Source organism: Cysteiniphilum sp. 19S12-1, from assembly GCF_052030685.1.
Lineage (GTDB): Bacteria > Pseudomonadota > Gammaproteobacteria > Francisellales > Francisellaceae > Caedibacter.
The window spans coordinates 15,045-39,186 of the sequence record NZ_JBQAJM010000015.1 but is presented as its reverse complement, the minus strand read 5'-3'; the positions used below and the strand labels follow the sequence as shown (position 1 = coordinate 39,186).

The window sequence follows — 24,142 nt, the reverse complement described above, 5'->3', positions numbered from 1 at the left end:
CCCTCACCCGCGCAGCTTAAGCTGCACGACCTCTCCGACAAGGGCAGAGGTGCTAGCTGATGCAACTTATTTTTAATATACTTAATGCGCCTCATCCCAATTATTGCCAATGCCAACATCAACAATCAATGGCACTTGTAATAATGCGGCTGATTCCATAAATTGTTTAATCTCTTTACTCATTTGCTCTATTTGATCTTCTTTGACTTCAAATACCAACTCATCATGCACTTGCATAATCATTCGCGCATCAATATTCTCGTTGATAATCCACTCATCAATTAGAATCATAGCGCGCTTGATAATATCAGCAGCAGAGCCTTGCATCGGCGCATTAATAGCAACACGTTCTGACGCGCGCCTTTTTGCCATATTACGTGAATTAATCTCAGGCAAATGCAAACGTCTACCAAAAATCGTCTCAACAAAACCATGCTGCATAGCATACGCCTTAGCATCTTCCATATAGCGCTTAACCCCAGGATAACGCGCAAAATAGATATCAATATACTCCTGTGCCTCGCCGCGTGGAATACCTAATTGCTTTGCCAAACCAAATGCGCCCATGCCATAGATTAAGCCAAAATTGACTGCCTTAGCTTGACGACGTTGCTCGGGTGTCACATCATCCGGCTTAATACCTAATGTTTCCGCTGCTGTTGCACGATGCACATCTAAACCTTGCTGAAATGCATGAAGCAAATTAGGATCTTGTGATAAATGCGCCATGATTCTAAGCTCTACTTGTGAGTAATCAGCGGCTAGTATCTTATAACCTTTCTCAGCAATAAATGCCTTTCTAATCTGGCGCCCAACACTTGAACGAATCGGGATATTTTGCAGATTAGGCTCAGTTGATGATAAACGCCCCGTACTTGTCACTGCCTGCTGATAGGAAGTATGCACTCTCGATGTTTTGCTATTGATCATCAATGGTAGTTTGTCAGTATAGGTTGTCTTTAATTTCACTAAATGGCGATGCTCGATAATAAGCTTAGGCAAGTCATATATCTCTGCCAACTCCTGAAGTGCATCTTCTGCGGTTGATGCTTGCCCTCCTTGTGTTTTTTTCAAGATTGGTAAACTCATCTTATCATAGAGAATCTCACGCAATTGTTTGGGTGATGATAGATTAAAATCTTCCCCCGCCAATTCAATACACTCTTTTTCTAACTGAGCTATTTTTGCCGTGAGTGAGGCACTTTGCGCTTTTAACAAGTCCGCATCAACTTTTACACCGATACGTTCCATGCGATCAATAACAAAGCTCACCGGTAATTCTTCTTTGATATACAACTGGCGTAAACTGTCGATATATTTTAATTCAGTCCAGATACGCTCATGCAAACGATAGGTAATATCGGCATCCTCCGCGGCATAAAATCCGGCCTTAGTAATATCGATCTGATTAAAGGTAAGTTGGTTTTTACCTTTACCTGCTAACTCTGTAAAACTGACTGTTTTAATTTGTAGATAATGATTAGCCAATGAATCCATATCATGCCTTGTTGCTGAGCTATTTAACACATATGACTCAAGCATCGTATCATATTTAACACCTTTTACATTAATGCCCACACTACTTAAAACTTTTAAATCAAACTTGGCATTTTGGGCAATTTTAGCAACCTGGTCATCTTCTAAAATCGGCTTAACTTTATTAACAACCCACTCTAGAGGTAATTGTATTGGTGCACCTTCATAATCATGTTGCAATGGAATATAGACCGCGTGATGTGGCTTTAATGCAAATGACATGCCAACAAGACGCACATTAAAGGTATCTAAAGAATCTGTTTCGGTATCAAAAGAAAAAATTTCAGCTTCTGCTAATTCAGCATAAAAGGCATTGAAATCATCTTTCGTTAAAATAACCTGATAGTTTAAGGTTGATTGAGCATCAACAGGTTCCACTGGATTGTTTGGAGCATCAGTCACAATACTTGCTTGATACTCAAGCTCACGCAACCAACCTTTAAATTCATATTGTGTAAACGCTTTCTTAAGGTAACCAACATCCGGCTTAACACAAAGCATATCTTGAACTTTATATGGTAGTTCTAGGTCGCATTTAATCGTAGCTAGCTGATAAGACAGTGGCAGAAAGCCAATACTATCCCTTAGATTCTCACCAACCTTCCCAGATATTTTATCCGCATTATCGATGACTCCTTGCAGGCTTTGATATTCTGCTAACCATTTGACTGCCGTTTTTGGTCCAACCTTTGGCACACCGGGGATATTGTCTGATGTATCTCCAACCAAGGCTAAATAGTCAATAATCTGTTCAGGGGTGACGCCAAATTTAGCAATGACTTTTTCGCGATCAGTGATTTCATTCTTCATGGTATCTATTAAGGTGATATGCGTATCAACCAATTGCGCCATATCTTTGTCACCCGTTGAAATGACTATCTCATGCCCTTGACTGGCAAAGCGTTTAGCCAATGTACCGATGACATCATCGGCTTCAACCGCATCGATGACGATCAATGGAAACCCAAGCTTTTGCACCATCTCATGTACAGGAGATATTTGAGCTCTTAATTCATCCGCCATTGCCTTACGATTGGCTTTATATTCAGGGTAAAGATCATGCCTGAAATTTTTACCCTTAGCATCAAATACGACAGCAATATGATCGGTGTTTAGCTGTTTAGGCAATTTTTTTAACATATTGATTACACCGAAGATTGCACCTGTTGGTTCACCTTGGCGATTGGTTAATTGGGGTAAGGCGTGAAACGCACGAAAAAGATAAGATGATCCATCAACAAGAACGATTTTTTGAGTGTTTGACATACAAGCAATCTGATTTATAAAAAGATAAGCTATCATACCCGATCAGGCTTTAAAGATGTAGTACTCTCAGCGGTAGTCACTGAAATAAAGATATCCTGCTTAGTAATGATCTCAAATTGCATCCGTTAGTACCTCTCCACTTGCGGGATTGCTCGTGCAGCTTAAGCTGCATGGGTGAGCGTCCCCAACTGTTTTGCGCTGATGGTACCAGAGTGAATGCGCAGAGGAGGTGTGCTTTTTGTATTTGAAAGTCACAAGTATTAGGTTCCAATGTCATTTTTGATGTGTTGGCGTTGAGACAGTCATTCCTTACTCGCTTGTTTGAAGTCATAATATTTTTTACTTACTTTCCTTTACATTATTTATCAAAAGTAGCCTTGGCGAGAATATTAATAATAAATAAACAATAAAACTTAGTAATGTATACAAATTCATACTTGACCATTCATTTTCTTTTAAAAATATATTAATTAAACTTAAAGGTAATGACAAAATTGTTAATACTCCTTCGTATATAGATATATAAAATAGAGACATAACAAAAAAAGAAAATGCACTTAGTTCATGAATACTTTTAATCCTTATATTTAATGGTACTAATAAATCAGTCAATGGCTTTCTATAAAAATAAAAAATAAAGGAAATTAAAAAAGCAATAATGGTGAAAATATCAATGCGTAGTATTTCAATATAAAACTAGAATTATAATCTACCTTAAAAGATAGGCTTTGTATATTTAACAAAACAGTCATAACTGCTCTTGTAAAAACAAATGCTGAAAAAAGTATAAATAATTTACGTGAAATCGATTCAATCATAAAAAATTTCATTCTTGACCTCATCATCTATAAACAAAACCCCACCCAATTCAAACCGATCTCCCCGTCAATGTGGGACACTTTTGATTTTCGGATTTCATAATATATTCAAACTGTTTTGGTGTCATATAATTTATCTTTGTGCATAACTTGCCAAACTCTATTAATCGGCCTTACGACGTAGGAAAGTAGGAATATCTAAATATTCATTATCACCTTCAGCTGCCACTTTCTGTTCTTTTTCAACTTCTTGCGCTTCAACTGATGGTGCTTGACGTCTTAACGTATTATTGGTATTTGCACCATTTTCTGATGATTTAAATGATACATTTTGTCGACCATAAGGACTTGCTGATTTTTGACCTGTCGCACCACTGACAAATTTCGCATGCTCATCAGCTGTATCAAGACCAGTCACAACGATAGTTACACGCAACTCATCCGACATATCCGGATCAATCACCGTACCAACAACAACAGTTGCTTGATCTGAAGTAAATGCTTTAATCACATCACCCACTTCTTCAAATTCACCAATAGACATATCCATACCTGCCGTGATGTTAACAAGCACACCTTTAGCACCCGCTAAATTGACATCCTCTAACAATGGGCTTGCCACAGCGGCTTCTGCTGCTTCACGCGCACGATTTTCACCAGCTGCCGTTGCCGTCCCCATCATTGCAACACCCATTGCTGACATTACGGTTCTAACATCCGCAAAGTCGACGTTGATTAAGCCAGGACGTGTGATCAATTCAGCAATACCTTGTACCGCACCTTGCAATACACCATTAGCTGCTTTAAATGCATCTAATAAACTAATATTTTTGCCCAATACGCTTAGTAATTTTGCATTAGGGATGGTAATCAATGAATCAACGCTTTGTGATAATTCGCTAATACCATACTCAGCCAACTGCATTCTGCGACGCCCTTCAAATGGGAATGGCTTAGTGACCACAGCCACGGTTAAAATACCCATTTCTTTAGCAACTTCAGCAATAACAGGAGCAGCACCCGTACCCGTGCCACCACCCATACCTGCGGTAATAAACACCATATCAGCACCTTCTAGTGCTTGCTGAATACGTGCTCGATCTTCTTGTGCCGCGCGCTTACCCACTTCAGGATTAGCACCAGCGCCTAGACCTTTCGTCAACTCATTACCGATTTGAATCGCATGGCGCGCACTTGAATTTTTAAGCGCTTGCGAATCGGTATTGGCGCAAATAAACTCAACGCCTTCGATATTTTGTGTCAACATATGCTCAACAGCATTGCCGCCGCCACCTCCAACACCAATGACTTTAATAACGGCATTGTCTGTCAACGATTCTGAAATTTCAAACATGTAATGGACTCCTTTTGTAACACTATATTTTAATTCTTAATTCTTAATTCTTAATTCTTAATTCTTAATTCTTATTAGACTTACTATATTTATTTAAATGCTTTTTAAATATTAAAAATGCTTACCAAACCAACCTTTCATTTTACCCCACATACCAGAGCTTTCAGCATCTTCTTCATACGTCAGCTGCCCTTCTTCAATCTGCATATGACTATATTTAATTAAACCAACACCTGTCGAGTGCACAGGATTATGTAGTACATCTTGAACACCCGTTATATTAGTAGGACCTCCAATACGCACAGGCACTTTAAATATTTCCTCTGCTAATGGCGCAATACCTCTCATCTTAGCAGCACCACCGGTTAAAACGATACCGGCTGAAATTGCTTCTAATAAGTTATTCTTATCTAGCGCCTCATATACGATACCAAACAATTCTTCTGTTCTTGCTTCAATAACACCGGCTAGTGTTTGCAACGGCACGCGTCGCGCTAAACGATCCGCAAGTCCTGGAATCTCAATCGCATCATCCGATTTAACCAAATTACTCATTGAGCAACCATATTGGATCTTGATCCGCTCAGCAGTATCTGTTGCGACACGCAAAGCATGCGCTATATCACTAGTGATCTGACTTCCTGCAATTGGAATAACTGAAGTGTATTTAATCGCTCCTTCGATAAATACAGCCACGTCAGTCGTTCCAGCTCCAATGTCAATCAAGCAAACACCCAACTCTTTTTCATCATCGGTTAAAACGGCATAGCTTGAGGCAAGCTGTTCAAGTACGATATCTTGAACTTTAATACCGCAACGATTCACACATTTTTTGATATTCTGCACAGCACTTGAAGAAGCCGTCACCATATGAACTTTGGCTTCTAAACGAACACCAGACATACCTAATGGCTCTTTGATTCCATTGTGATTATCAATCATAAAATCTTGATACAAAATATGCAAAATCTCTTGATCTGCCGGCATTGGCACGGCTTTTGCTGATTCGATAACACGATCTAGATCACGTTGTGATACCTCTGCACTCTCAATAGCAACAACACCATGTGAGTCAAAGCTACGAATATGACTTCCAGCAATACCAATATAAGCTTCTTTGATGCTAAAGCCGCACACATCTTCCGCTTCTTGCACGGCTTTTTGAATGGCTTTAACCGTTGCATCAATATTGACGATCACACCCTTTTTAAGGCCTTTTGAAGGCTGTGTACCAATGCCAATAATATTGATCTGCTCATCTTCATTTAACTCTGCCACCAAAGCCACAACTTTTGACGTTCCGATATCAATGGCACATAATATCTTCTTTTCCACGATTTCAGACATATTCTAGATACTCATTCCAGTTTTAGTGTTTTAACTTACGTCGCATTCTTTTGTTACTTACCCTGAGCCTCAATGATATCGCGTATCATTTTCAACCAAAAACAAGGGCAAACCAACCTAAGCTAAGGGTTTCAACCAAATTGCTGTATACTCTAACATAAATTCGGCAAAACTGAATCTTGCTTATACGGTAAACTTACGATTTTTTGTTAATTTTAAGCCTTTTGAGCATCATTATCCGTCGCTTTGAAGCCAACAGCAAAACCACTATGATAACGCATATCAACCGTCGCTAATTTTTTACCCTTAGGAATTTCAATACTTTTATAGTTCTGTAATAACTGTAACAGCTTTTGCTCAATCTGACTCGAGCCAAGCCATACTCTAACATCCGTATTTAATGTCACTTGCCATTGATTACCTTGAAAACTAATATCACGAATGCTAAATCCATTGTCTGCTGCTATTTTCTGTAAACGCTCATAAGTCTTTTCTATTGTGTCAATATCATCTTTCTGCCCATAGAAAACAGGTAAGTTTCCTATGCCTGAGAAATATTTTGGTGCAATAACCTCTTTATCTTCAAGTAGTATTTCATTGCGCGAATTCCAATAGGCTTTTGGTTGATACTCTGTTAATTCAACAACTAATTGATCAGGCCACTGTTTTTGCACTTTGATTTCTTTGATGCCTGGGTATGCTTGAATGGCTTGTGTCACATTCTCGACATCAAGTTCCCACCACGTGTCTTGTTGAAAGGGTTTAATCAAATCAATAATCTGTGGCTTTGAGATATAATCAAGCTCGCCTTTTGTTACAATCGCAACTTTCTGTAAATGCGCACTACTTTCCTTAAACACATAGCGCACACTTAGCAAAAGTCCGACAAAAATTAAGACGAAACAGGCTGACTTGATATATAGCTTTAGTTTCATAATGAGCTTTCTAATATTTTAAGTACAAGGGTTTCAAAATCCCAACCATGTGCCTTAGCTGCTTGCGGCACTAAACTTAGGTTAGTCATTCCTGGCACTGTATTGACTTCTATCAGGTATAATTCATTATCTGTAGATAGCATAAAATCAACACGCCCCCAACCACTGCATCCTACCGCTGAAAATGCTTTCAGTGCAATACTTTTAAGATTTTGCTCCATGTCTGCTGTTACTCCACTTGGACAATGATAGCAAGTCGCAGCTTCCTTAGTATACTTAGCTTCATAGGTATAAAACTCAAGCTTTGGTTCAATCCAAATAGATGGCAACGCGACCTGATCAACAATTGAAACAGTAAGCTCTTTGCCTTCGATCCATTCTTCTGCCATCACCTCACCATATTGCGATGCATTTTCATATGCTTCAACTAAGGCTTCTATTGATAATGCCTTATGAATGCCCACACTTGAACCTTGGGTTGTCGGTTTTATTGCCAATGGAAATTTAAGACCCGATACATCAAGCCGCTCATCGATTATTTTTGACTTAGGTGTTAATAAACCTTCGGCTTGCCATAGCTTTTTGGTTCGCATTTTATCCATTGCTAAGGCGCATCCCAGTGTATTAGATCCTGTATACGGAATACCTAATTGATGTAACAATGCCTGAACATGTCCGTCTTCGCCATCACCGCCATGCAGCATAATTAAACAGCGATCAAGGTTAGCATTAACAATCTTATTAACTAACTCTTTACCTGAAGCATCAATGGCAACCACATCAATACCAAGCTTCTCTAATGCGTCAATGGCTGCAGCACCTGAACGTAATGACACCTCACGTTCAGCAGAGCATCCGCCGTACAACACTCCAACCTTGCCAAATGTATGCTTTATATGTAACAAGCAAAACTCCTAAAACAGCAACTCATTCAAATGACAAATATGTTAGTCAGATTCGTTTGTTTTATCTAGCGCAATCTGGCAGCAAATATACAGATGAATTGAATCAAATTAAAAGTTACGAAAACAACAGTTAATTACCTGTAATTGATAGATGCATTACATGCTTGTTTGACTACCTTGCGCAATGGGCACACAACTTTAATGGGCATTAAGTCATACAATGAATCAAGAATAAGTTGAGTTTAATTACCCCTCAGCCGCGCAGCATAAGCTGCACAACCTCTCCCGCAAGGGGAGCTGAAAATGGGTATATACTTACTTTAATTTAGCAAGTTGTGTTTTTGCTTTGTCAGCCACATCCGCATATGGATATTTGTCGACAACACGTTTTAAGTAGGTGCTTGCTGTTTTGGTATTACCTTTGCTTAACTCCAATAATGCCAAAGCATAAGTGGCATCGGCAATTTTAATGCTTTTTGGATAACGAGTGACAATCGTTTTGAATTGTGCATAAGCGTCATCTATATTGCCATCAATAAGATATATTTGCCCTAATAGATACAATGATTCGGAGTAATGCTCACCATTGTAATAGGCTTTGAGATACTGTTTAAATAATTGCTCAGCCTCTTTATAATTCTTGGCTAATAATGCCTTATTGGCTTTATCAAAGGCTGCATTATCTTGTTGTAACTTAAGCTCTTTAGGTGATGGCTTATTTACTTCAGCTTTAAGGCTTTCAAGTTCTTTTTCAAAAGCGGCTAACTTAGTCGATACCACATCATTTAGTTGACTTATTTTATAACTATTAACCTCAATCTTACCGCGCAAATCAGCTAGCGTTTGACTAAAGTCCTGATTGCTCGCATTGGCTTGTTGATTAATCAAATATTGCACTTGATTATTCAATTTAGTTGTTTGCAATTGTAATGCTTGCACATCTGACTCAACACTTGCAAAATTGACACTAGGCAATAAAGCAATTGCCAATATGCCAATACCAATACCAATACTTTTGGTTTTCTTAAACGAAAGAAACATATGAATTAACCGCAAGTTTGTCCAAAGTCAAGTTCAGCACGTCGATCTAAATAATAGGCATGCTGCTGTGCTTTGGCTTTTGTCATCTCACCATAAAATTGTGAAGGTGCTGCCACAGGTTGCGACTTGCCATAGCTCACCGTACATAGCTGGCTGCCACTAACGCCTTGTTGTAGTAAATATTGACGCACGCTATCAGCACGACGCTGCCCAAGATTTAAGTTATATTTCTCACTCCCGCGCGGGTCAGTATGCCCTGCCAAACGTAGTGGTTGATTATATTTCAATAAATAACTTGCTACTTGATTTAGACATGTTTTCGCATCATTGGTTAATGAAGTACTATCAAAGGCAAAGTAAACTGTCTTACATGAGCTCATACTATTTAATGCTGCAATCATTGCTTGTTGTTGTACTGGCGTATATTGTCCGATATTGGCAATTTGACTTTGTAAATCAGCAATACTCTGGCTATCTAAGCTGCCTGCTTGCCCTAACGCATTCGTCTCAACACCACTGCCTTGTGCTGACATGCCTGCACTTCCCTCAGGACCAATACCTTCAATCGGTGCTTGACGCTGTGAAGCACATCCTGCGATCAATAATACTGACAAAATGCCTGCTGCCGCCAGTGAAGTGGACTTTTTAATTCTTAATTTCATTGGGTTTCCTTAAGCTTCTAGTTGTTTTTTAATTTAATTATTGGAGTTACGCTATTACACAGCTGGTGACCATGCGGGTGATTGAATGGCGCCTTGTGTGTTAGATGGTAAGCTAATTTGAACCTTGCCGTCAATCGACACCATCGCAAGATTGGCACCTCCTGAAGGCTGACCTTGTGCATAAATAACCATATTACCATCTGGTGACACACTCGGAGATGAATCCATTGAGCCATGCGTTAATACCGTAATCCTCTTATCTCTTAAGTCGACTTTGGCGATCTGCGTACCAGAACCACTGTCTTTTTGATACATAAACACAATACTTTGACCATTTGCCGTGTATTGCGGATCAAACGCTTGTTTTGTGCCATATGTTAAGCGCTCTGAAGCAGGATATTTGCTATCAATATCGGTGGTATAAATTTGTGGATTGCCACCACGGTTTGAGACAAAAGCAACCTCTTTACCTGATGGCGAGAAGGTTGGCGCTGTATTAATACCATTTAAAGTCAGCTTCTTATACAGTTTATCATTATTCAAATTCATTAAATAAATATTGGTATTCTCAGAATAGCCTTGAGATAACGCCATTGCCAAAGTTGTACCATTGGGTGAGAATGCTGGCGAGCTATTAATCCCTTCATAGTTCGCAACCTTTTTACGCTCACCGGTATAGACACCAATCGTATAAATTGCCATGCCACCCTTGTGATAACTGACATAGGCAAGATATTTGCCATCTTTCGACCAAGTCGGTGACATAATCGGCTCTTTGGTTTGGCGCAACAACACATGTGGATTAAAGCCATCATAATCAGACACCACCAGTTGATAAACTGCTCTTTTGACATTATAAGGATTTTCAACATCGATATATGCTAATTTTGATGTAAAGTAGCCTTTGCTGCCGGTAATCGCCTCATAAATATAATTACTAATGGTATGCGCTAATAATCGCAATTGACTTTCTTGAAGATTGGTAAATTTACGTGCACTTAACACCTTGCCACTGAGCTTACTGGCTAGCTCATACGTGATATTATAGCGTCCATTGTTTTTATCAATCTGTCCGATAAGTACATAATCTGCTGACCATTTCGACCAGATGATTTGTTGTACATTATCAATCTTTTGTGCAAAGTCTGACGTCTGTGGCTCAATACGCCCTGAATTGCGAAGGTCATCAGCAATAACCGCTGCAATACCATCTGGCAGCTGACTATTTTTAATCATTTGCCCATTAAATGGCATCACTGCCACAGGAATTTGTTGAGACACCCCCTGAGTAATATTAATGGTCAAACGTGCCTGCGCTGAGCAGGCTACTATCAATGTTAAAAAAAGTAACCAATATAGTTGTATCATTTTGCGCATATTTATCACCCTTGTTGTCCAAATTTAAAATCAATACCTTGTGCAATAAGCTCTCTTGCTTTTTTATCCTGCGGTAACGCTGGAGCCTGTGCATTTTTAAAGGCTAACAGCAGTGAACGATCACACTGTTTACTGCCACTGGAAACAGAAATTGCTGGATCAGCTCCAGGGACAATCATTACTGTAGGTAAATGATCTGCACTTATTTTGCGACAATCATCCATTATCCATACGGCTTCAATTCGCGCCTTATAAGCACTTGCATATGCTTGTAGCGCTTTTTCGGTCGCACTTTGCGCGTAAGCCTCCGCACTTTGCGCATTTAAATCACTTAATGCAGACTGCCTTAAGGCATCTAACGCGGCTTTTCGCGCCGCTGCTTCTTTTGCCTCTTTCTCTTCTTTTTCTGCCTGAGCTTTCTTGGCTTCGGCTAGTTTTTCAGCTTCTTGTTGCGCTTTTAGTTGCTCCGCCTTTTCCTGAGCAAGCTTTTGCGCTTTCTTTTGTGCTTCTTGTTGAGCTTTTAACTGTTTTTCTTGTTTTTCTTTTTCCGCTTTCTTTGCTTCTTCTGCTTGTGCTAAGGCTTTTTGCTTTTGCGCCTCTTTAGCTCGCGCCTCTGCCTCTGCTTTTAATTTGGCTTCTGCTAATGCTTTTTGTTTGGCAGCCTCTCTAGCTTTTAATTCCGCTTGACGCTTTATCTCAGCAGCATGTGCTTTTGCAATCTTCTCTTCAATCGCTTTGATCTTCTGTTGACGCTGTTCTTCTTTAGCAAGATTTTCTTGTTTTATTTGCTGCTGTTTTTGATCAAATGCAGCAACTTGCTGATCGACACTTTCACTGGAAATTGCTGTTGCTTGGACAACCTCCTTGCTATTCAATGTCACAACAGTACGTCCACCAGTAAGATTAAGCGTGTTCTTTTTTGTTTGCAAAACACTGGCAATGATAATTAAACCAATCACTAACGCCACATGCGACAAAACAGAATAGCAAAAGCTCAAACGCTCAGGTGTTGCAGTGGCTGCCACATAAAGCCTCTTAACACATGCCTTTAGTTGATTAAACTTGCTTGATTGCTTTGACTTATTGGTCATAAATACGTCGCTTACTCTTTGGGATCATCAGTAACCAACCCAACACTCGCTACACCTGCTTTTTGCAGCAGAACCATCGCTTCAACCACTTGACCATAACTTGCATTTTTATCACCACGCACATAGATCTGCTTGTCTTTATCTTGCGCTAATGTCGTGGCAACAAGCTCACTTAGTTGACTTGCTGTTAATGCGTTTTGCTCATCATTGCGATTTATAAAATATTGACCTTGTTGATTGACTGTCACAATCAACGGTTTTTGATCAGAAGGTGGGATTTTCTTGGCTTGGGCTTGTGGTAAATCAACCTTGACACCTTGTGTTAGCATCGGTGCCGTAATCATAAAAATGATTAATAACACCAACATCACGTCAATATAAGGGACGACGTTGATCTCAACCATGGCTTGACGTTTGGTGCGACGCGAGTTTCTTCGACGCATTATGCTTCCTCGCTTATCTCAGGTTTATACGCTTCGCGATAAAGCAAAGTACATAATTCATCTTGAAAGTTTTCATACTCAAGCAACACCCCATCGACCAAACGTGAATAGCGGTTATAACCAACCACCGCAGGAATTGCCACAAACAGGCCTAAAGCTGTAGCAATCAAGGCTTCAGCAATATGTGGCGCCACCATTGACAAAGTGGCTTGCTCCACACCACCTAGGGCGGTAAACGATGCCATAATACCCCATACCGTTCCTAACAAACCAACATAAGGCGCAATAGAACCAATCGTCCCTAATAGCGAAATTTGATGTTCAAGTTTTTCACTTTCTTGCATCATTGCCACGCGCATTGAGCGCTCAACACCTTCTAAAACAACATCACCATGTAATTCACCTTGTTTACGTAACCGCATAAATTCACGAAAGCCACAGCTAAAAAGGTAGGATAACCCTTGGTTTTTGTGTTTATTGTGCTGCAGCTCTTGATAGACTTTATTGATATTTCCACTCGACCAAAAACGCTTAGCAAAAGCTCTTGCTTCAGTTTTGGCAGACTTCAGCACTTGATAACGCTGAATCATAATCGCCCACGACCAGATAGAACCAACGATTAAAATTAAAATAATTAACTGCACAACGATGTCAGCATTTAACACCAAATGCCAGAAAGACAAATTATTGGACACACAAGATCCTTTTAAACTTAAATAAAACAGGTGCTTTATTGTATTATGATTACATAAATTACCAAAGGAAATTACGGCGGATTTCTTATCTTGTTACAGCGCATAAGTAATATGAAAAAGCTTTTTTCACTTTAATGGCACTACCTTAATAATTAGCTTATGAATATAGGCTTTGCAACGAACTTAAATCTACCATCCCTGACAAAAATGGATTGCCGCGCATCCATGCTCGCAATGACACCTTCTGACTTGTCATCCTGAGCCAGGATGACGTGAGGATCCAATGCGAAGCTGCCATGGATGGTTAGAGATCCTGCTAAAGGTAGTGCTATTAACTTTTCACTTAACTTGCTTTTGCAATTCCCATAACCTGTTTAGCTCATCAGCATCCACATCAAGCATATTAAGATCTTGCGCTTTTAATGCAGCTTCCACGCCGCGAAAACGTCGGGCAAATTTTTGATTCGCTTGACGCATTAACATCTCAGGATCTGCTTTTAAGTGTCTGGCAAGATTGACACAGCTAAAGAGTAAATCACCAAGCTCATCTTGTGCTTTTTGCTGATCATGTAATAGCACTTCTTTAAGCTCATCCACCTCACTTTCAAGCTTGTCAAAGACATCTTCTATTTTCTGCCAATCAAAACCAACACCTGAGGCTCTTATTTGCATTTTCTTGGCGACAGTTAATGCCGGAAGATTCAAGGCAATACCATCAAGCTCACTGTTTAATTTGCCGCGTTCACGCCGTTTTATATCTAGCCATTGTTGCTCTAGCGTTTCAACATCTTTGATATTACCTTTATCAAAGACATCTGGATGGCGTTCAATCAATTTTCGGGCTAACGCATCCACTATATCGCCAAACTCGAATAATGCCTGCTCTTTAGCAATTTGCGCATAAAAAACCACTTGGTTTAACAGATCTGCCAACTCATATTTCACCGCTTCACTTGAGTTATTATCTATTGCATCAACTAACTCATAAGCTTCTTCAATCGTATATTCTGTTAAGCTTTGCCACGTTTGCGCTAAACTCCATGCGCACCCCTCATTTTTATCACGCAATGCCGACATCACATCCAAAAGATCAGACAGTTGATATTTCGCCAAGGTTTTAGAAGACATCTTTACGCGCTCTTAATTCACAAAATGCTGTTTGCGCATCAATGACATGCTCATTTTGCTGGCGTAGAGTTGCTTGAAGCTCACTTTCGTTTGCTCTAAAGAAAATATTCATTTGATTCTCATCAGCAAGCGTTGTGATCGGTTTATCCTCAGGCGCTATGTCCGTGACTTTATCAAACCAAAGACGATAATAATCATCTTGCGGCTGAATTGATTGCGCAAAAGACAAATTATTTTCAAAATAATCATGCGCTGGATACAGTTTTGTTGTTTCCGGCAGTGATCGCAATTTCTCAATGCTATGATATAAACGCAGCACATCCGCCGTACTATCTTTGACATTGCCAACACCTGCTGTAAATATCGTATCCCCACAAAAAAGAAGCTCTTGTTGCGGGAAATAAAAACTGACATGTGAGGCAATATGCCCAGGACACGTAATTACCTGACAATTCGCTGTATTAAAGTTCAGTATTTCATTATCTTTAACATAATGATCAACCTGATGACCACGATAATGCTCAAAATGTGCATAAACGGGAATATTGTATTTCGCCTTTAACGCAGCCACTGCTGCAATATGGTCACCATGATCATGCGTGAGTAAAATAGCTTCTGCTTCAATATTATATTCAGTTAAAAATTGTTCATAATGATCCGCCATTGTTGGATCAATAATCAACGCCTTATGATTGAGGTCGTTGACAACAAGATAATTATAATTTCTAAGTGGATTATTCAAATACCAACGTTTAACATATATCATAAATGCTCCAGTAATAATTGATCATGCAGCGCACGGTACTTTTGTGCTTGATTTGGCATCGATTGCTTATAAGCTAGTCGCTCTTTTGCTAATAAATATTTCAACTGTTCAGCTATCGTTAAAGCGCTTTCATGCACCTTGGATAAGTTTGCAGCGACAAATTCATCATCTTGATAAATCAAGGCAAAACTTATGACCAAGATATTCAAGCTTTGATCATCTTGATTTAGCTGTTTAAGCCAACATGAACGCACAAATTCATACGCCGCATTCTCTTTTGTAAGCTCTAAATATAAGCTAATAAGTGGTTTATCAAATGATGCTAGTAAGCGTTTTTGCATACGCTCTTTAAATTCAGCCTGTGGCACCAAACTATATAAACGATTGAAATATGCATATTCTGCATCAAGTGTCAGACTATGTGTCCGTGGCATACTTTGCCAGATTTCATTTAAATCGCGTAAGGAAATCGCATGACTAAATAACTGCTGAAATGCATTATCAGCAGTTAATGACGATAAAACTCGCTGATATTTTAATAGCGTGTTTTTCGCATCAATAATTCTTTTCTCAGCCAACTGGCTATTGATTAGCGCCTCAATAATTTCAATGCTATTTGGTGAGTCTTTGATTAATGCAACCAATAAAGGCATTGCTTCATCAAATGCTGCCACTTTATAAAAAACCATTGCCTGATAATAGCGCCAAACAAATGTCTTTTTGTTGGCTCTACTTGAAGTTTGCAAAATGCTTTGCAGCTCCTGATATTTACCTTGCGCTAACAAGCCTTGCCAATACAACATCACCAAGCCATCGCCAACTATAGGCATATTAAGCTTTGCTAGCGTATATTTTTTCTCTAATCGATGATGGTCTCTTAATAAATATGCCCTCTGCATTTCAACCAACTTATAAGTCAATCTATCGCGCCTACGTACACGCAAGCCTTGCCACCACTGTTTTGGGCTCAACAATACAAGTTTTAATAAGTGATATAAAAGACCAAGAATACAAAAGAGTGCGACAATCAATACCACAAAAAGCCATAGTGGTAATTTGATTAACGTATCTTTGACAAAAAATGCGACAACACCAGGATTAGCAATTACCCACAAGCTAATTAATACGGCTAACGCACAAATCAATACCAACCAGATGATTTTTTTCATCGCTGATTACCTTTGGTTTCAGTTGCCGGAATATCCTTGGATGAAAGGTTATCCCCTTTTAATATTGCATGAGTTAATGCATCAATATCACCATTTATCACATCGGTATTGATAACGTGAATCTTACTTATAACATCTATGATTTTCTTGCTAGAATCATCAGCCTTAAAATACTGCCCAAGTATTTGTTTAAACTGTGTTTTCACTTCAGTAAGCATCTGTGAGTTGTTATTAATCACGGCAAGCTTTAACTGCCAGAGCAACTGATAGAGACTTGCTAACACTTTCATCTGCGCCTGTTGGCTTAATAATAATTGATCCTGAGGTTTCATTTTCTCAACTTGGATAAGTGACTTCATTTGTTGCCAAGAATGCGATAATGCATCCTGCCAAGTATTCTTTTGGTTAATTTCATTCACATCATTTTTGTCTGACTGATTATTTTTAACCAAAGTCAATGGTGGCTGAATATGCAAACTTAATAATAGTTGCTGCAGGTTATTAATTTTAGCCAAGCTTTCATCAATACTTGGTTCATTATTAATTTGCGTAATCAATGCATCTAAAGCGGGCATCCATTTAGCAGCACCATCAACATTCATTAATAACGCTTTTGACTGATTTAGGAAAAATAAACTTTGCGCTTTACTGCCTAAAACCTGCCACGCCTGTTTGGCAAATTGCAGATTAATAACAACCGCTTGTTTATGCATTTGTTGAATCTGTTGACTAAGCTGTGAACTAGGAAGCAAATAACTTTGTTTTAGTTGTGCTACATTTTGTGATAGTTGCACTTGATTAAGCTGATTGGCTTTTAGCGCTTCAGTGACCGCATTTTGCTGATTTGCCTGCTTTGCTTCAAGCGCATCGATCATCTTGGCTTGATTATCAAGTTTTACCGTCTGAGCATCTAACTTACTTTGTAGAAGCTTCGCTGCTGTATCATCGGTCTTAACAGGTGTTGCTACCACTGATTCAAGTTTTTGCAACGTTTGGTTATAGCTTTGTTGCTTATATAACACAAACATACTCGCTGCCAAGCCTAAAATCGCAAAAACAAATACCACAATGACAATAGCAATATAGCCTCGCCAACAACTCATTTTATTTTCATTGCGGACTTTCTTTACCGCTTTACCCTCGCTTTTAGATTTCTCAGCAGTAAAGCTTCCATTATCTTTCTTTGCATGAACTGTCGCTTCGGCTAAATCAGCGTCGTTACCCTCATGAGTTCTTTTTTCTGACATACTGTCACATCCTCTTATCGCAGCTTAATGATCTGTGCTACAAGCTGATCATGGGTTAAATTCTCTAACAGATATAATTTAACAAAACCTTGGCGTTTAGCCCAGTCCAACATTCGCCTATTTGTCACGGTAACCGTACATTTTTGCTGCCAATCACTAAAGACCTCAAAAATTGGCATTGAAGCTTTGAGTGCATCAAAGCTTGTATAGAGTAAAATTCTAGGATGTCTGTTATCCCAATTAATCTGCTGTATTTTCCTTAGCAACTCCCTTTTATCACAAGGCTTACGTTCATAACAATTGATCAGTGAAAAACTTGCCGCTTGTTGTTGTAGCACATTGGTTAATAATTCACGCCCACCTACACCTTTAATCAATAGGAAATGGCGATCACTTATCGATTGACCAGTATCTGACAAGATTGCTAACAGATGCTCTGAATCGGCTTTATCAGGATAATGCGCCTTAATACCATGCTTATGTAAGGCTAACGCTGTGACGCTACCAACTGTCCAAATAGTTGCATGAACCATTATTGCATGATCAGGAACAGCACTGAAAAATGATTCCACCGCATAGGTACTGGTAAAAATAATATCCGTATACGCCGCACTCGCTATTTCAAAAGGAATATATTCAATCGCAAATGGTTCAACCGCTAATGCCGAAATATTATGAAAACAAAGTGTATCAACCAACAAAGAAGCTTTTGGTTCAGGTCTAAAAACAATAACCTCAGGCGCTAACATCGACATATTTCTGTGCCGTACCATAAATATAGTTAATCATTGCATGCAGTCCATTGTTGCGCGTGGGACTTAGATGTTTTGCTAAGCCAATTTCACTCATAAAATCAGTATCTGATGCTACAATTTCTTTTGGCGTAGATCCGCTATAGACTTTCAATAACAATCCAATTAAGCCTGAAACAATTGCCGCATCACTAACCGCATAAAACTTGAGTTTGCCATCATCCAAAATAGCATCAAACCACACTTGTGACTGACATCCTTTGACCATGTGCGCTTCATCTTTTTTATCCTCTGGAAATGGCTCAAGACTCTTACCTAAACCGATAAGATAGGCGTATTTATCACTCCAGTCATCAAAAAAATCAAAATCATCAACTATTGCCTGTTGGCGGTTTTTAATTGTCATCATCTATCCAGTAGTTTTTTAGTGACACGCCTTGCATTCAGGCGCTTACCCACATATGTCTATTCTTTAATTTTCTTCTCTAACAACCCAACAAACACCAAAATAAGTGCCGAGATTAAAAACGTCAAATGCAATACAACATACCACAGTAACTCACGGTTTGATAACTGCGGGATATCTAGAAATTGTTTTAACAACGAAATCGATGAAATCGCTACGATTGAACCTGCAATTTTAAGCTTAACCCCCGTATGTGATAAACGCTTGATCCAAATCGGCTCACCAGATTTATGCTCAACGTCAATCTTAGAGACAAAATTCTCATAGCCACTGATAATCACAATAACAATCAGGTTTGCAACTAAAACGGTATCACAAAGTGTCAACCCCAACACGATTAATTCATGCGGCTTAAGCACGTTTAGACTGGTGAAAAGATGTAATACTTCATTCGCCATTTGATAAACAAATGCCAAAAGCACCAATATCAAAATAAGATAAATTGGTGCCTGAATCCAACGACTAGCAAAAACAATACGCTCCAAAAGAACTTCTATGTAGCTTAGTCTGCCGTCTTTTTTATTATTTGACATTTAAGGTATGCCTTCTATTAACTAATACTAAATTTTGCCACTACTTTTAGTAGAAACTTTATCTGCAGTTAGCCACTTATTAATCGCATTGATATCTTTGTAACTAATCACACCGGCAGTATTCTTGAGTGTTAGCAAGTCATTAATATAGGCGTATTTCGACTGTGCATATTGCTGCTGCGCCTGGAAAAGCTGCTGTTGTTGCTGCAAAAGATCAACAATCGTATGCGTTCCCACCTCATAGCCGGCTTTCATTGCTTTCACAGAAGCTTCTGCGGCAATGACTGCCTGTTTATAAGCTTCAACTTGCGCAATGTCAGATAAAACGGTCAAATAAGCTGTTTTCAGCTGACTTTCTGTCTCACGCTCGGCTTCTAACAACGTATACTTTGAGGCTTCTTTTGTATATTGCTGCTGTTTTAATGAGGCATAATCACTGCCACCGTTTAACACATTCCAAGACACACCGACACCAACTGATGCACTATTGCTTCCTGAAGTGTAATTAGTATTTTGATAGTTTAGTCCTCTTGAAGCTTTGGCTGTTAATGTTGCTGCGGGTAAGAAATTACCCCATAGACCACTGACACCCGCCTTAGCAGCCTCCAAAAGAAACTGATTCTGGACGATGTTATAATTTTGCTTTAAGGCAATATCCATCCATTTATCCATATTATCTGGATCTGGCTTATCAAACGGAAACTTATTACTTAAATTTTCAATTGAGGTCACTTGTTGACCGATAATTTGACTTAATGTCGCATAGGATGTTGCCAAATCATTTTTTGCTTGAACCGTTGCCGCCACAGCTTGCTCATATTGTGCTTTGATTGCCTGAACATCGGTAATGGCAGATAAACCAACTTTGTATTTCTCTTGTGTTTGATTTAAAAGCTCTTTGTTCCATGATTGGTTCGCTTGTGCATATGCTAGATTATCCTGAGCTTGCAACACCGCAAAATAAGCACTGGCAACATTGGTAATCAGACTTGCTTGCGCCATTACAAAAGTAATTGCATCAGCTTTTGCCTGATAATCTGCATAATTATAACCACCCCAAGCACCCCAGTTAAAAAGTGCTTGAGTTGCTGTTAAGCTTGGTGATTGTGTAAAGTATTTTGATTTCTGCCCTTTTGATGCATCTGCCGTCGAGCTGTAGTTGCCTTGTGCATTATAACTTAGCGTAATATTTGGCAAAAGCTTGCCTAATACAGCTGACACGGCCTCTTGAGTAGAGTTAAATGTAGCTTCTGCCGCCAAATACTGTGCATTTCGTTTTTGCGCTAACTGATAAATATCCGATAAGTTTTGCGCTTGTGTCTGTGATACATTCGCTGTAGTAGTAGTTGTTGTTTGCGTTTTTGTCGGAGAATCAGCAGGCTCTGCTGATGCATATCCCAAGAAAAGCAATCCACTCATTATTAAGGTGATTTTTTTCATCTATTTACCTAACCTTTTATCATTATTACCTAAAATTGAAATGTTTCATCCTGCACTTTTTGCCCTACTGGCTTATAAACATCAAACGTTGACATTTGCTGGTAAGATCCATCCGCATTCTTTTGTACCAAAACAGCCTTAGCATAGCTATCTTTTTCAAGAAAGTACAACATTCTACCATTGGCAGCGAGATATTTTAGATAATCCGTAGGCTCTGATTTTTGCATCTCTTTAACAATCACTAAGTCAAAAACATTATGCTGTTGCAGCAACTGGTTTAAAACATCCACGCTATTTTCTTTATTCACATGATATTTAGCATTGTAAACGCCAATCGTTTTTAGCGCATTTCTGACGTGATTTAACATATCTTCATGCTGATCGACCACATCAACTAACTTGGTGAGCTTTGCCAAAAGTGCTGTTAAATAACCGCTACCACAGCCAAGTTCAAGTACTCTTTCATGCTTTTTAGGTTGTAGTAATTGCAGCATTTTAGTCACTGTTTGTGGTGTTAATTCATATTGATGGTGATTAAGCGGAATCTCAACCTCTGAATATGCAACCTCTTTATAATTACTAGGAACAAAAACCTCACGCGGGGTGTCAATAATCACACTGAGCAAATCACCATAGGGTACACCTAATGTTCGTATTTGCTGTTTGATCATATTTTCTTTTGCAAGCTCTATATTCATGCACAAAACCTTTTTATCTACTTTGATTATTTCAAATCTTAATCTATTGAGTCAGTGGCAACTTTGGTCACTTCAACTTCACATTTTCAATTAACGCGCACTATACCACAATTTAGTGCTGGTTATTCTAAATGCATTGATGAATATATTCAAATACTGTTAGCGCTTATTACATAGCTTTTACACCCATCGTAAATCATTTTGCGGTGTTTAGTTGCAAAGCAGTTTATGAGGGTTTTACAAAGTTGGATTGCAGGTAATAGCTAGGACTATTGCCAAAATTCAACTTTGTAAAGGCGCGGCAAATGCAAAGCAAGAGATTCTGTAAAATGGTTTATGATGGGTATATGTCATTATATTTTGTCAAGCACTGAACACGTTTTTAAATTTTTCCAATTTTAGCTGGACAGATCACAATCACGCATGTATCGTTACACTAATACAAAGATTTGGTCGCATGATCATGGAATCCAACTGGAAAAACTTAGTTAAACTGTTACAACAGACAAATGATGAAACTGAAATGACAACATTATTGGATTTTTTGTTCACACTTGAGGAAAAAAATCAGATAGCTAACCGCTATGCTTTAGCAGAACTTATGATATTAGGTGAAAAGCCTCAGCGTGAAATTGCTAAAAACTTAAGGGTCAGCATTAGCACTGTGACGCGTTGTTCTAACGCATTAAAAGTGTTACCTGACGAAATAAAACAAAAGTTCATACAACCCAAAGCTAAAAAAGCTAATACTTAAGGAGCGCTTTATGACGATTCAAGCACTAACAAAAGCACATCAATCACAAGTTCAACAACTTTTTGCTGATGTAAACTTTTTTAATGCTGAATGGTTTTTTAGCCCAAGACAGCTCTTTTTTGGCTTTTTTACTAAGCGCAACGAACTTGCCGGCGTTGCTCACATCGAAATTTATCACAATGCCATGATTGTTAAAGCATTAACAACACACAAAGCACACCGCAATCAAAAAATTGCAGCGAAATTACTCAATCATATCGAACAGCTTGCTGATAATCTTAATTGTGATGCGTTATATGCGTTTACCCAATTTGGAGCCAACTATCTTGAGTGCGCAGGCTTCGAGCAAACAATCAAGATCAAGTTACCACTGCAAATGAGCGATTACATCTCTAATCAAAATCTAAGTGATATTATCATTATGAAAAAAAAGGTGTTATCCAGCGCAAAAAAGCATCTAATGCGGCAAGAATCGCCAATAGCTCAAGTTCAATTGAGCCATCTTGTCGCATAAACTAATTTCTTGATTTAAATACGGCTATTTACTTTCATTCAGACAGCAAAGTATTTTTTAGTTTCTGCCACAACTTTTGCAACAGCATCTAACTTTGCAACACCCTTTGCATGATTCGACATTTTCTCAAGCTGAGCACGATTCATATCCATCGCACGCACAAAAGCCATTAACTTTTGCGCATTAAAATTCTGCTCACGGATGCAAATTGCTGCCTCTGCCTGAACTAGAAATTGCGCATTGTGATATTGATGATCATCTACCGCTTGAGCAAACGGCACAAAAAAAGCAGGCACACCGGCGCAAGCAACCTCGGAAACAGTTAGAGCACCCGCACGACAAACAACAATGTCTGCCCACTGATAAGCAGCTGCCATATCACTGATAAATGGCTCAATTTTAAGCTCACATTTATAATCAGGAGATAATGAACTATAGGCATCTTTAGTCTCTTGATACGTTTTCTCACCTGTTTGGTGCCATAGATTAACGCAAGCATCCTTTGGCAAATCACGCACAAATTCTGGCATCGCGTCGTTTAACAGCTTAGCCCCTTGACTGCCTCCTAATACCAAAACATTTAATACATGCTTATAAAAATCATGTTTTTGCTCATGCAACACCTTAATTTCATCACGAATCGGATTACCAATCACCTCAACGCTTGATTTTGTTTTAAAAGCACTGGTTGGAAAAGCACACAATACTTTACGCGCAAATTTGGCGAGTGTTTTATTCGTCATACCTGGACGCGCGTTTTGCTCATGGACAATCAAAGGCACACGCATAAGGCGTGCTGCTAACCCACCAGGACCTGCTGCATAACCGCCAAAGCCAATAACCACTTTGATTTTTTGTTTGCGAATCACTCGCATTGCCTGCAAGACCGCATAACTTAAACTAAAGGGTAAACACAGTTTTTTTAGCATGCCCTTTTTACGCACACCACGAACAGATAGATAAAACAGTGGATAACGCTCACCAACTAGTTTAGTCTCTAAACCATATTCAGTCCCAAGCCAAAATACTTCAATGCCTTGTTCTTTAAGCTCATCTGCTACCGCTAATGCTGGGAATATATGCCCACCAGTTCCTCCTGCCATAATAAGCACACTGTGTTTTGAATTATGATTATGCTTCACGCCATCCCTTATCTATTTCATCTCACAAGTTTTGCTAAATTGTACAGCACATCTTAGTTGCAG

23 protein-coding genes are annotated in these 24,142 nt (G+C 39.0%); 2 read left to right on the top strand and 21 right to left on the bottom strand.

Annotated features, from left to right (window positions below; translation table 11 throughout):
- Positions 1-81: 81 nt before the first annotated feature.
- The 20 genes from polA to ACTS4L_RS06460 all read right to left on the bottom strand — a co-directional run bounded on the left by polA (position 82) and on the right by ACTS4L_RS06460 (position 21,669).
- Complete coding sequence (gene polA, locus ACTS4L_RS06555) at positions 82-2,802, bottom strand: DNA polymerase I (protein WP_440616253.1); 2,721 nt, start codon at positions 2,800-2,802, stop codon at positions 82-84.
- A gap of 981 nt (positions 2,803-3,783) precedes the next feature.
- Positions 3,784-4,974, bottom strand: coding sequence for a cell division protein FtsZ (gene ftsZ, locus ACTS4L_RS06550; protein WP_440616252.1), 1,191 nt, complete (start codon positions 4,972-4,974; stop codon positions 3,784-3,786).
- A 111-nt stretch (positions 4,975-5,085) separates the two neighbouring features.
- Positions 5,086-6,321, bottom strand: coding sequence for a cell division protein FtsA (gene ftsA / locus ACTS4L_RS06545; protein WP_440616251.1), 1,236 nt, complete (start codon positions 6,319-6,321; stop codon positions 5,086-5,088).
- A 215-nt stretch (positions 6,322-6,536) separates the two neighbouring features.
- Complete coding sequence (locus ACTS4L_RS06540; protein WP_440616249.1) at positions 6,537-7,256, bottom strand: cell division protein FtsQ/DivIB; 720 nt, start codon at positions 7,254-7,256, stop codon at positions 6,537-6,539.
- Complete coding sequence (locus ACTS4L_RS06535; protein ID WP_440616248.1) at positions 7,253-8,161, bottom strand: D-alanine--D-alanine ligase; 909 nt, start codon at positions 8,159-8,161, stop codon at positions 7,253-7,255. Before ACTS4L_RS06535 ends, ACTS4L_RS06540 begins: the two co-directional genes overlap by 4 nt.
- 315 nt (positions 8,162-8,476) lie before the next feature.
- Entirely contained in the window at positions 8,477-9,202 is a 726-nt protein-coding gene (locus ACTS4L_RS06530) for a tetratricopeptide repeat protein (protein WP_440616246.1), read from the bottom strand.
- Between the two features lie 5 nt (positions 9,203-9,207).
- Positions 9,208-9,864 (bottom strand): OmpA family protein, encoded by a 657-nt coding sequence (locus tag ACTS4L_RS06525; RefSeq protein WP_440616245.1) that lies wholly within the window; start codon positions 9,862-9,864, stop codon positions 9,208-9,210.
- 54 nt (positions 9,865-9,918) lie between these two features.
- On the bottom strand, positions 9,919-11,241 hold the full coding sequence (tolB, locus tag ACTS4L_RS06520) for a Tol-Pal system beta propeller repeat protein TolB (protein WP_440616243.1): 1,323 nt from the start codon (positions 11,239-11,241) through the stop codon (positions 9,919-9,921).
- Positions 11,242-11,246: 5 nt separating this feature from the next.
- Entirely contained in the window at positions 11,247-12,332 is a 1,086-nt protein-coding gene (gene tolA / locus ACTS4L_RS06515) for a cell envelope integrity protein TolA (protein WP_440616242.1), read from the bottom strand.
- Positions 12,333-12,343: 11 nt separating this feature from the next.
- On the bottom strand, positions 12,344-12,775 hold the full coding sequence (gene tolR, locus ACTS4L_RS06510; RefSeq protein ID WP_440616241.1) for a protein TolR: 432 nt from the start codon (positions 12,773-12,775) through the stop codon (positions 12,344-12,346).
- A complete protein-coding gene (gene tolQ, locus ACTS4L_RS06505; RefSeq protein WP_440616240.1) occupies positions 12,775-13,470 on the bottom strand; it encodes a protein TolQ in 696 nt (231 codons plus the stop codon). The genes tolR and tolQ overlap by 1 nt, the downstream gene beginning before the upstream one ends.
- 339 nt (positions 13,471-13,809) lie before the next feature.
- Positions 13,810-14,598: a nucleoside triphosphate pyrophosphohydrolase gene (mazG, locus tag ACTS4L_RS06500; protein WP_440616238.1), complete on the bottom strand. Its 789-nt coding sequence runs from the start codon at positions 14,596-14,598 to the stop codon at positions 13,810-13,812.
- Complete coding sequence (gloB, locus tag ACTS4L_RS06495) at positions 14,588-15,364, bottom strand: hydroxyacylglutathione hydrolase (RefSeq protein WP_440616236.1); 777 nt, start codon at positions 15,362-15,364, stop codon at positions 14,588-14,590. Before gloB ends, mazG begins: the two co-directional genes overlap by 11 nt.
- Positions 15,361-16,533, bottom strand: coding sequence for a hypothetical protein (locus tag ACTS4L_RS06490; protein WP_440616235.1), 1,173 nt, complete (start codon positions 16,531-16,533; stop codon positions 15,361-15,363). The genes gloB and ACTS4L_RS06490 overlap by 4 nt, the downstream gene beginning before the upstream one ends.
- Complete coding sequence (locus ACTS4L_RS06485; protein ID WP_440616234.1) at positions 16,530-17,780, bottom strand: hypothetical protein; 1,251 nt, start codon at positions 17,778-17,780, stop codon at positions 16,530-16,532. The genes ACTS4L_RS06490 and ACTS4L_RS06485 overlap by 4 nt, the downstream gene beginning before the upstream one ends.
- A gap of 14 nt (positions 17,781-17,794) precedes the next feature.
- Complete coding sequence (locus tag ACTS4L_RS06480; protein ID WP_440616233.1) at positions 17,795-18,553, bottom strand: uroporphyrinogen-III synthase; 759 nt, start codon at positions 18,551-18,553, stop codon at positions 17,795-17,797.
- Positions 18,516-18,938, bottom strand: a complete 423-nt coding sequence (locus tag ACTS4L_RS06475) for a SufE family protein (protein ID WP_440616232.1) — start codon at positions 18,936-18,938, stop codon at positions 18,516-18,518. Before ACTS4L_RS06475 ends, ACTS4L_RS06480 begins: the two co-directional genes overlap by 38 nt.
- A 59-nt stretch (positions 18,939-18,997) precedes the next feature.
- Positions 18,998-19,531 carry a TIGR00645 family protein gene (locus ACTS4L_RS06470; protein ID WP_440616231.1) on the bottom strand — a complete coding sequence of 178 codons (534 nt, stop codon included), beginning with the start codon at positions 19,529-19,531 and terminating at the stop codon, positions 18,998-19,000.
- Positions 19,532-19,558: 27 nt separating this feature from the next.
- A complete protein-coding gene (locus ACTS4L_RS06465; RefSeq protein WP_440616230.1) occupies positions 19,559-20,971 on the bottom strand; it encodes a TolC family outer membrane protein in 1,413 nt (470 codons plus the stop codon).
- A gap of 29 nt (positions 20,972-21,000) precedes the next feature.
- Positions 21,001-21,669, bottom strand: a complete 669-nt coding sequence (locus ACTS4L_RS06460; protein ID WP_440616228.1) for a protein-L-isoaspartate O-methyltransferase family protein — start codon at positions 21,667-21,669, stop codon at positions 21,001-21,003.
- 457 nt (positions 21,670-22,126) lie between these two features.
- Here ACTS4L_RS06460 and trpR point away from each other — a divergent pair, with 457 nt between their 5' ends.
- Together trpR and ACTS4L_RS06450 are read left to right on the top strand one after the other, a co-directional pair.
- A complete protein-coding gene (gene trpR, locus ACTS4L_RS06455; RefSeq protein ID WP_440616227.1) occupies positions 22,127-22,423 on the top strand; it encodes a trp operon repressor in 297 nt (98 codons plus the stop codon).
- A gap of 10 nt (positions 22,424-22,433) precedes the next feature.
- On the top strand, positions 22,434-22,937 hold the full coding sequence (locus ACTS4L_RS06450) for a GNAT family N-acetyltransferase (RefSeq protein WP_440616225.1): 504 nt from the start codon (positions 22,434-22,436) through the stop codon (positions 22,935-22,937).
- Between the two features lie 38 nt (positions 22,938-22,975).
- On the opposite strand, the gene murG is transcribed toward ACTS4L_RS06450, so the two are convergent.
- Positions 22,976-24,079: an undecaprenyldiphospho-muramoylpentapeptide beta-N-acetylglucosaminyltransferase gene (gene murG / locus ACTS4L_RS06445; protein WP_440616223.1), complete on the bottom strand. Its 1,104-nt coding sequence runs from the start codon at positions 24,077-24,079 to the stop codon at positions 22,976-22,978.
- Between the last annotated feature and the right edge of the window lie 63 nt (positions 24,080-24,142).

Coding starts and splice junctions, on each gene's coding strand:
- polA (WP_440616253.1), bottom strand. CDS start 2,802: ATGTCAAACACTCAAAAAATCGTTCTTGTTGATGGATCATCTTATCTT.
- ftsZ (WP_440616252.1), bottom strand. CDS start 4,974: ATGTTTGAAATTTCAGAATCGTTGACAGACAATGCCGTTATTAAAGTC.
- ftsA (WP_440616251.1), bottom strand. CDS start 6,321: ATGTCTGAAATCGTGGAAAAGAAGATATTATGTGCCATTGATATCGGA.
- ACTS4L_RS06540 (WP_440616249.1), bottom strand. CDS start 7,256: ATGAAACTAAAGCTATATATCAAGTCAGCCTGTTTCGTCTTAATTTTT.
- ACTS4L_RS06530 (WP_440616246.1), bottom strand. CDS start 9,202: ATGTTTCTTTCGTTTAAGAAAACCAAAAGTATTGGTATTGGTATTGGC.
- ACTS4L_RS06525 (WP_440616245.1), bottom strand. CDS start 9,864: ATGAAATTAAGAATTAAAAAGTCCACTTCACTGGCGGCAGCAGGCATT.
- tolB (WP_440616243.1), bottom strand. CDS start 11,241: ATGCGCAAAATGATACAACTATATTGGTTACTTTTTTTAACATTGATA.
- tolA (WP_440616242.1), bottom strand. CDS start 12,332: ATGACCAATAAGTCAAAGCAATCAAGCAAGTTTAATCAACTAAAGGCA.
- tolR (WP_440616241.1), bottom strand. CDS start 12,775: ATGCGTCGAAGAAACTCGCGTCGCACCAAACGTCAAGCCATGGTTGAG.
- mazG (WP_440616238.1), bottom strand. CDS start 14,598: ATGTCTTCTAAAACCTTGGCGAAATATCAACTGTCTGATCTTTTGGAT.
- gloB (WP_440616236.1), bottom strand. CDS start 15,364: ATGATATATGTTAAACGTTGGTATTTGAATAATCCACTTAGAAATTAT.
- ACTS4L_RS06490 (WP_440616235.1), bottom strand. CDS start 16,533: ATGAAAAAAATCATCTGGTTGGTATTGATTTGTGCGTTAGCCGTATTA.
- ACTS4L_RS06485 (WP_440616234.1), bottom strand. CDS start 17,780: ATGTCAGAAAAAAGAACTCATGAGGGTAACGACGCTGATTTAGCCGAA.
- ACTS4L_RS06480 (WP_440616233.1), bottom strand. CDS start 18,553: ATGGTACGGCACAGAAATATGTCGATGTTAGCGCCTGAGGTTATTGTT.
- ACTS4L_RS06475 (WP_440616232.1), bottom strand. CDS start 18,938: ATGACAATTAAAAACCGCCAACAGGCAATAGTTGATGATTTTGATTTT.
- ACTS4L_RS06470 (WP_440616231.1), bottom strand. CDS start 19,531: ATGTCAAATAATAAAAAAGACGGCAGACTAAGCTACATAGAAGTTCTT.
- ACTS4L_RS06465 (WP_440616230.1), bottom strand. CDS start 20,971: ATGAAAAAAATCACCTTAATAATGAGTGGATTGCTTTTCTTGGGATAT.
- ACTS4L_RS06460 (WP_440616228.1), bottom strand. CDS start 21,669: ATGAATATAGAGCTTGCAAAAGAAAATATGATCAAACAGCAAATACGA.
- trpR (WP_440616227.1), top strand. CDS start 22,127: ATGATCATGGAATCCAACTGGAAAAACTTAGTTAAACTGTTACAACAG.
- ACTS4L_RS06450 (WP_440616225.1), top strand. CDS start 22,434: ATGACGATTCAAGCACTAACAAAAGCACATCAATCACAAGTTCAACAA.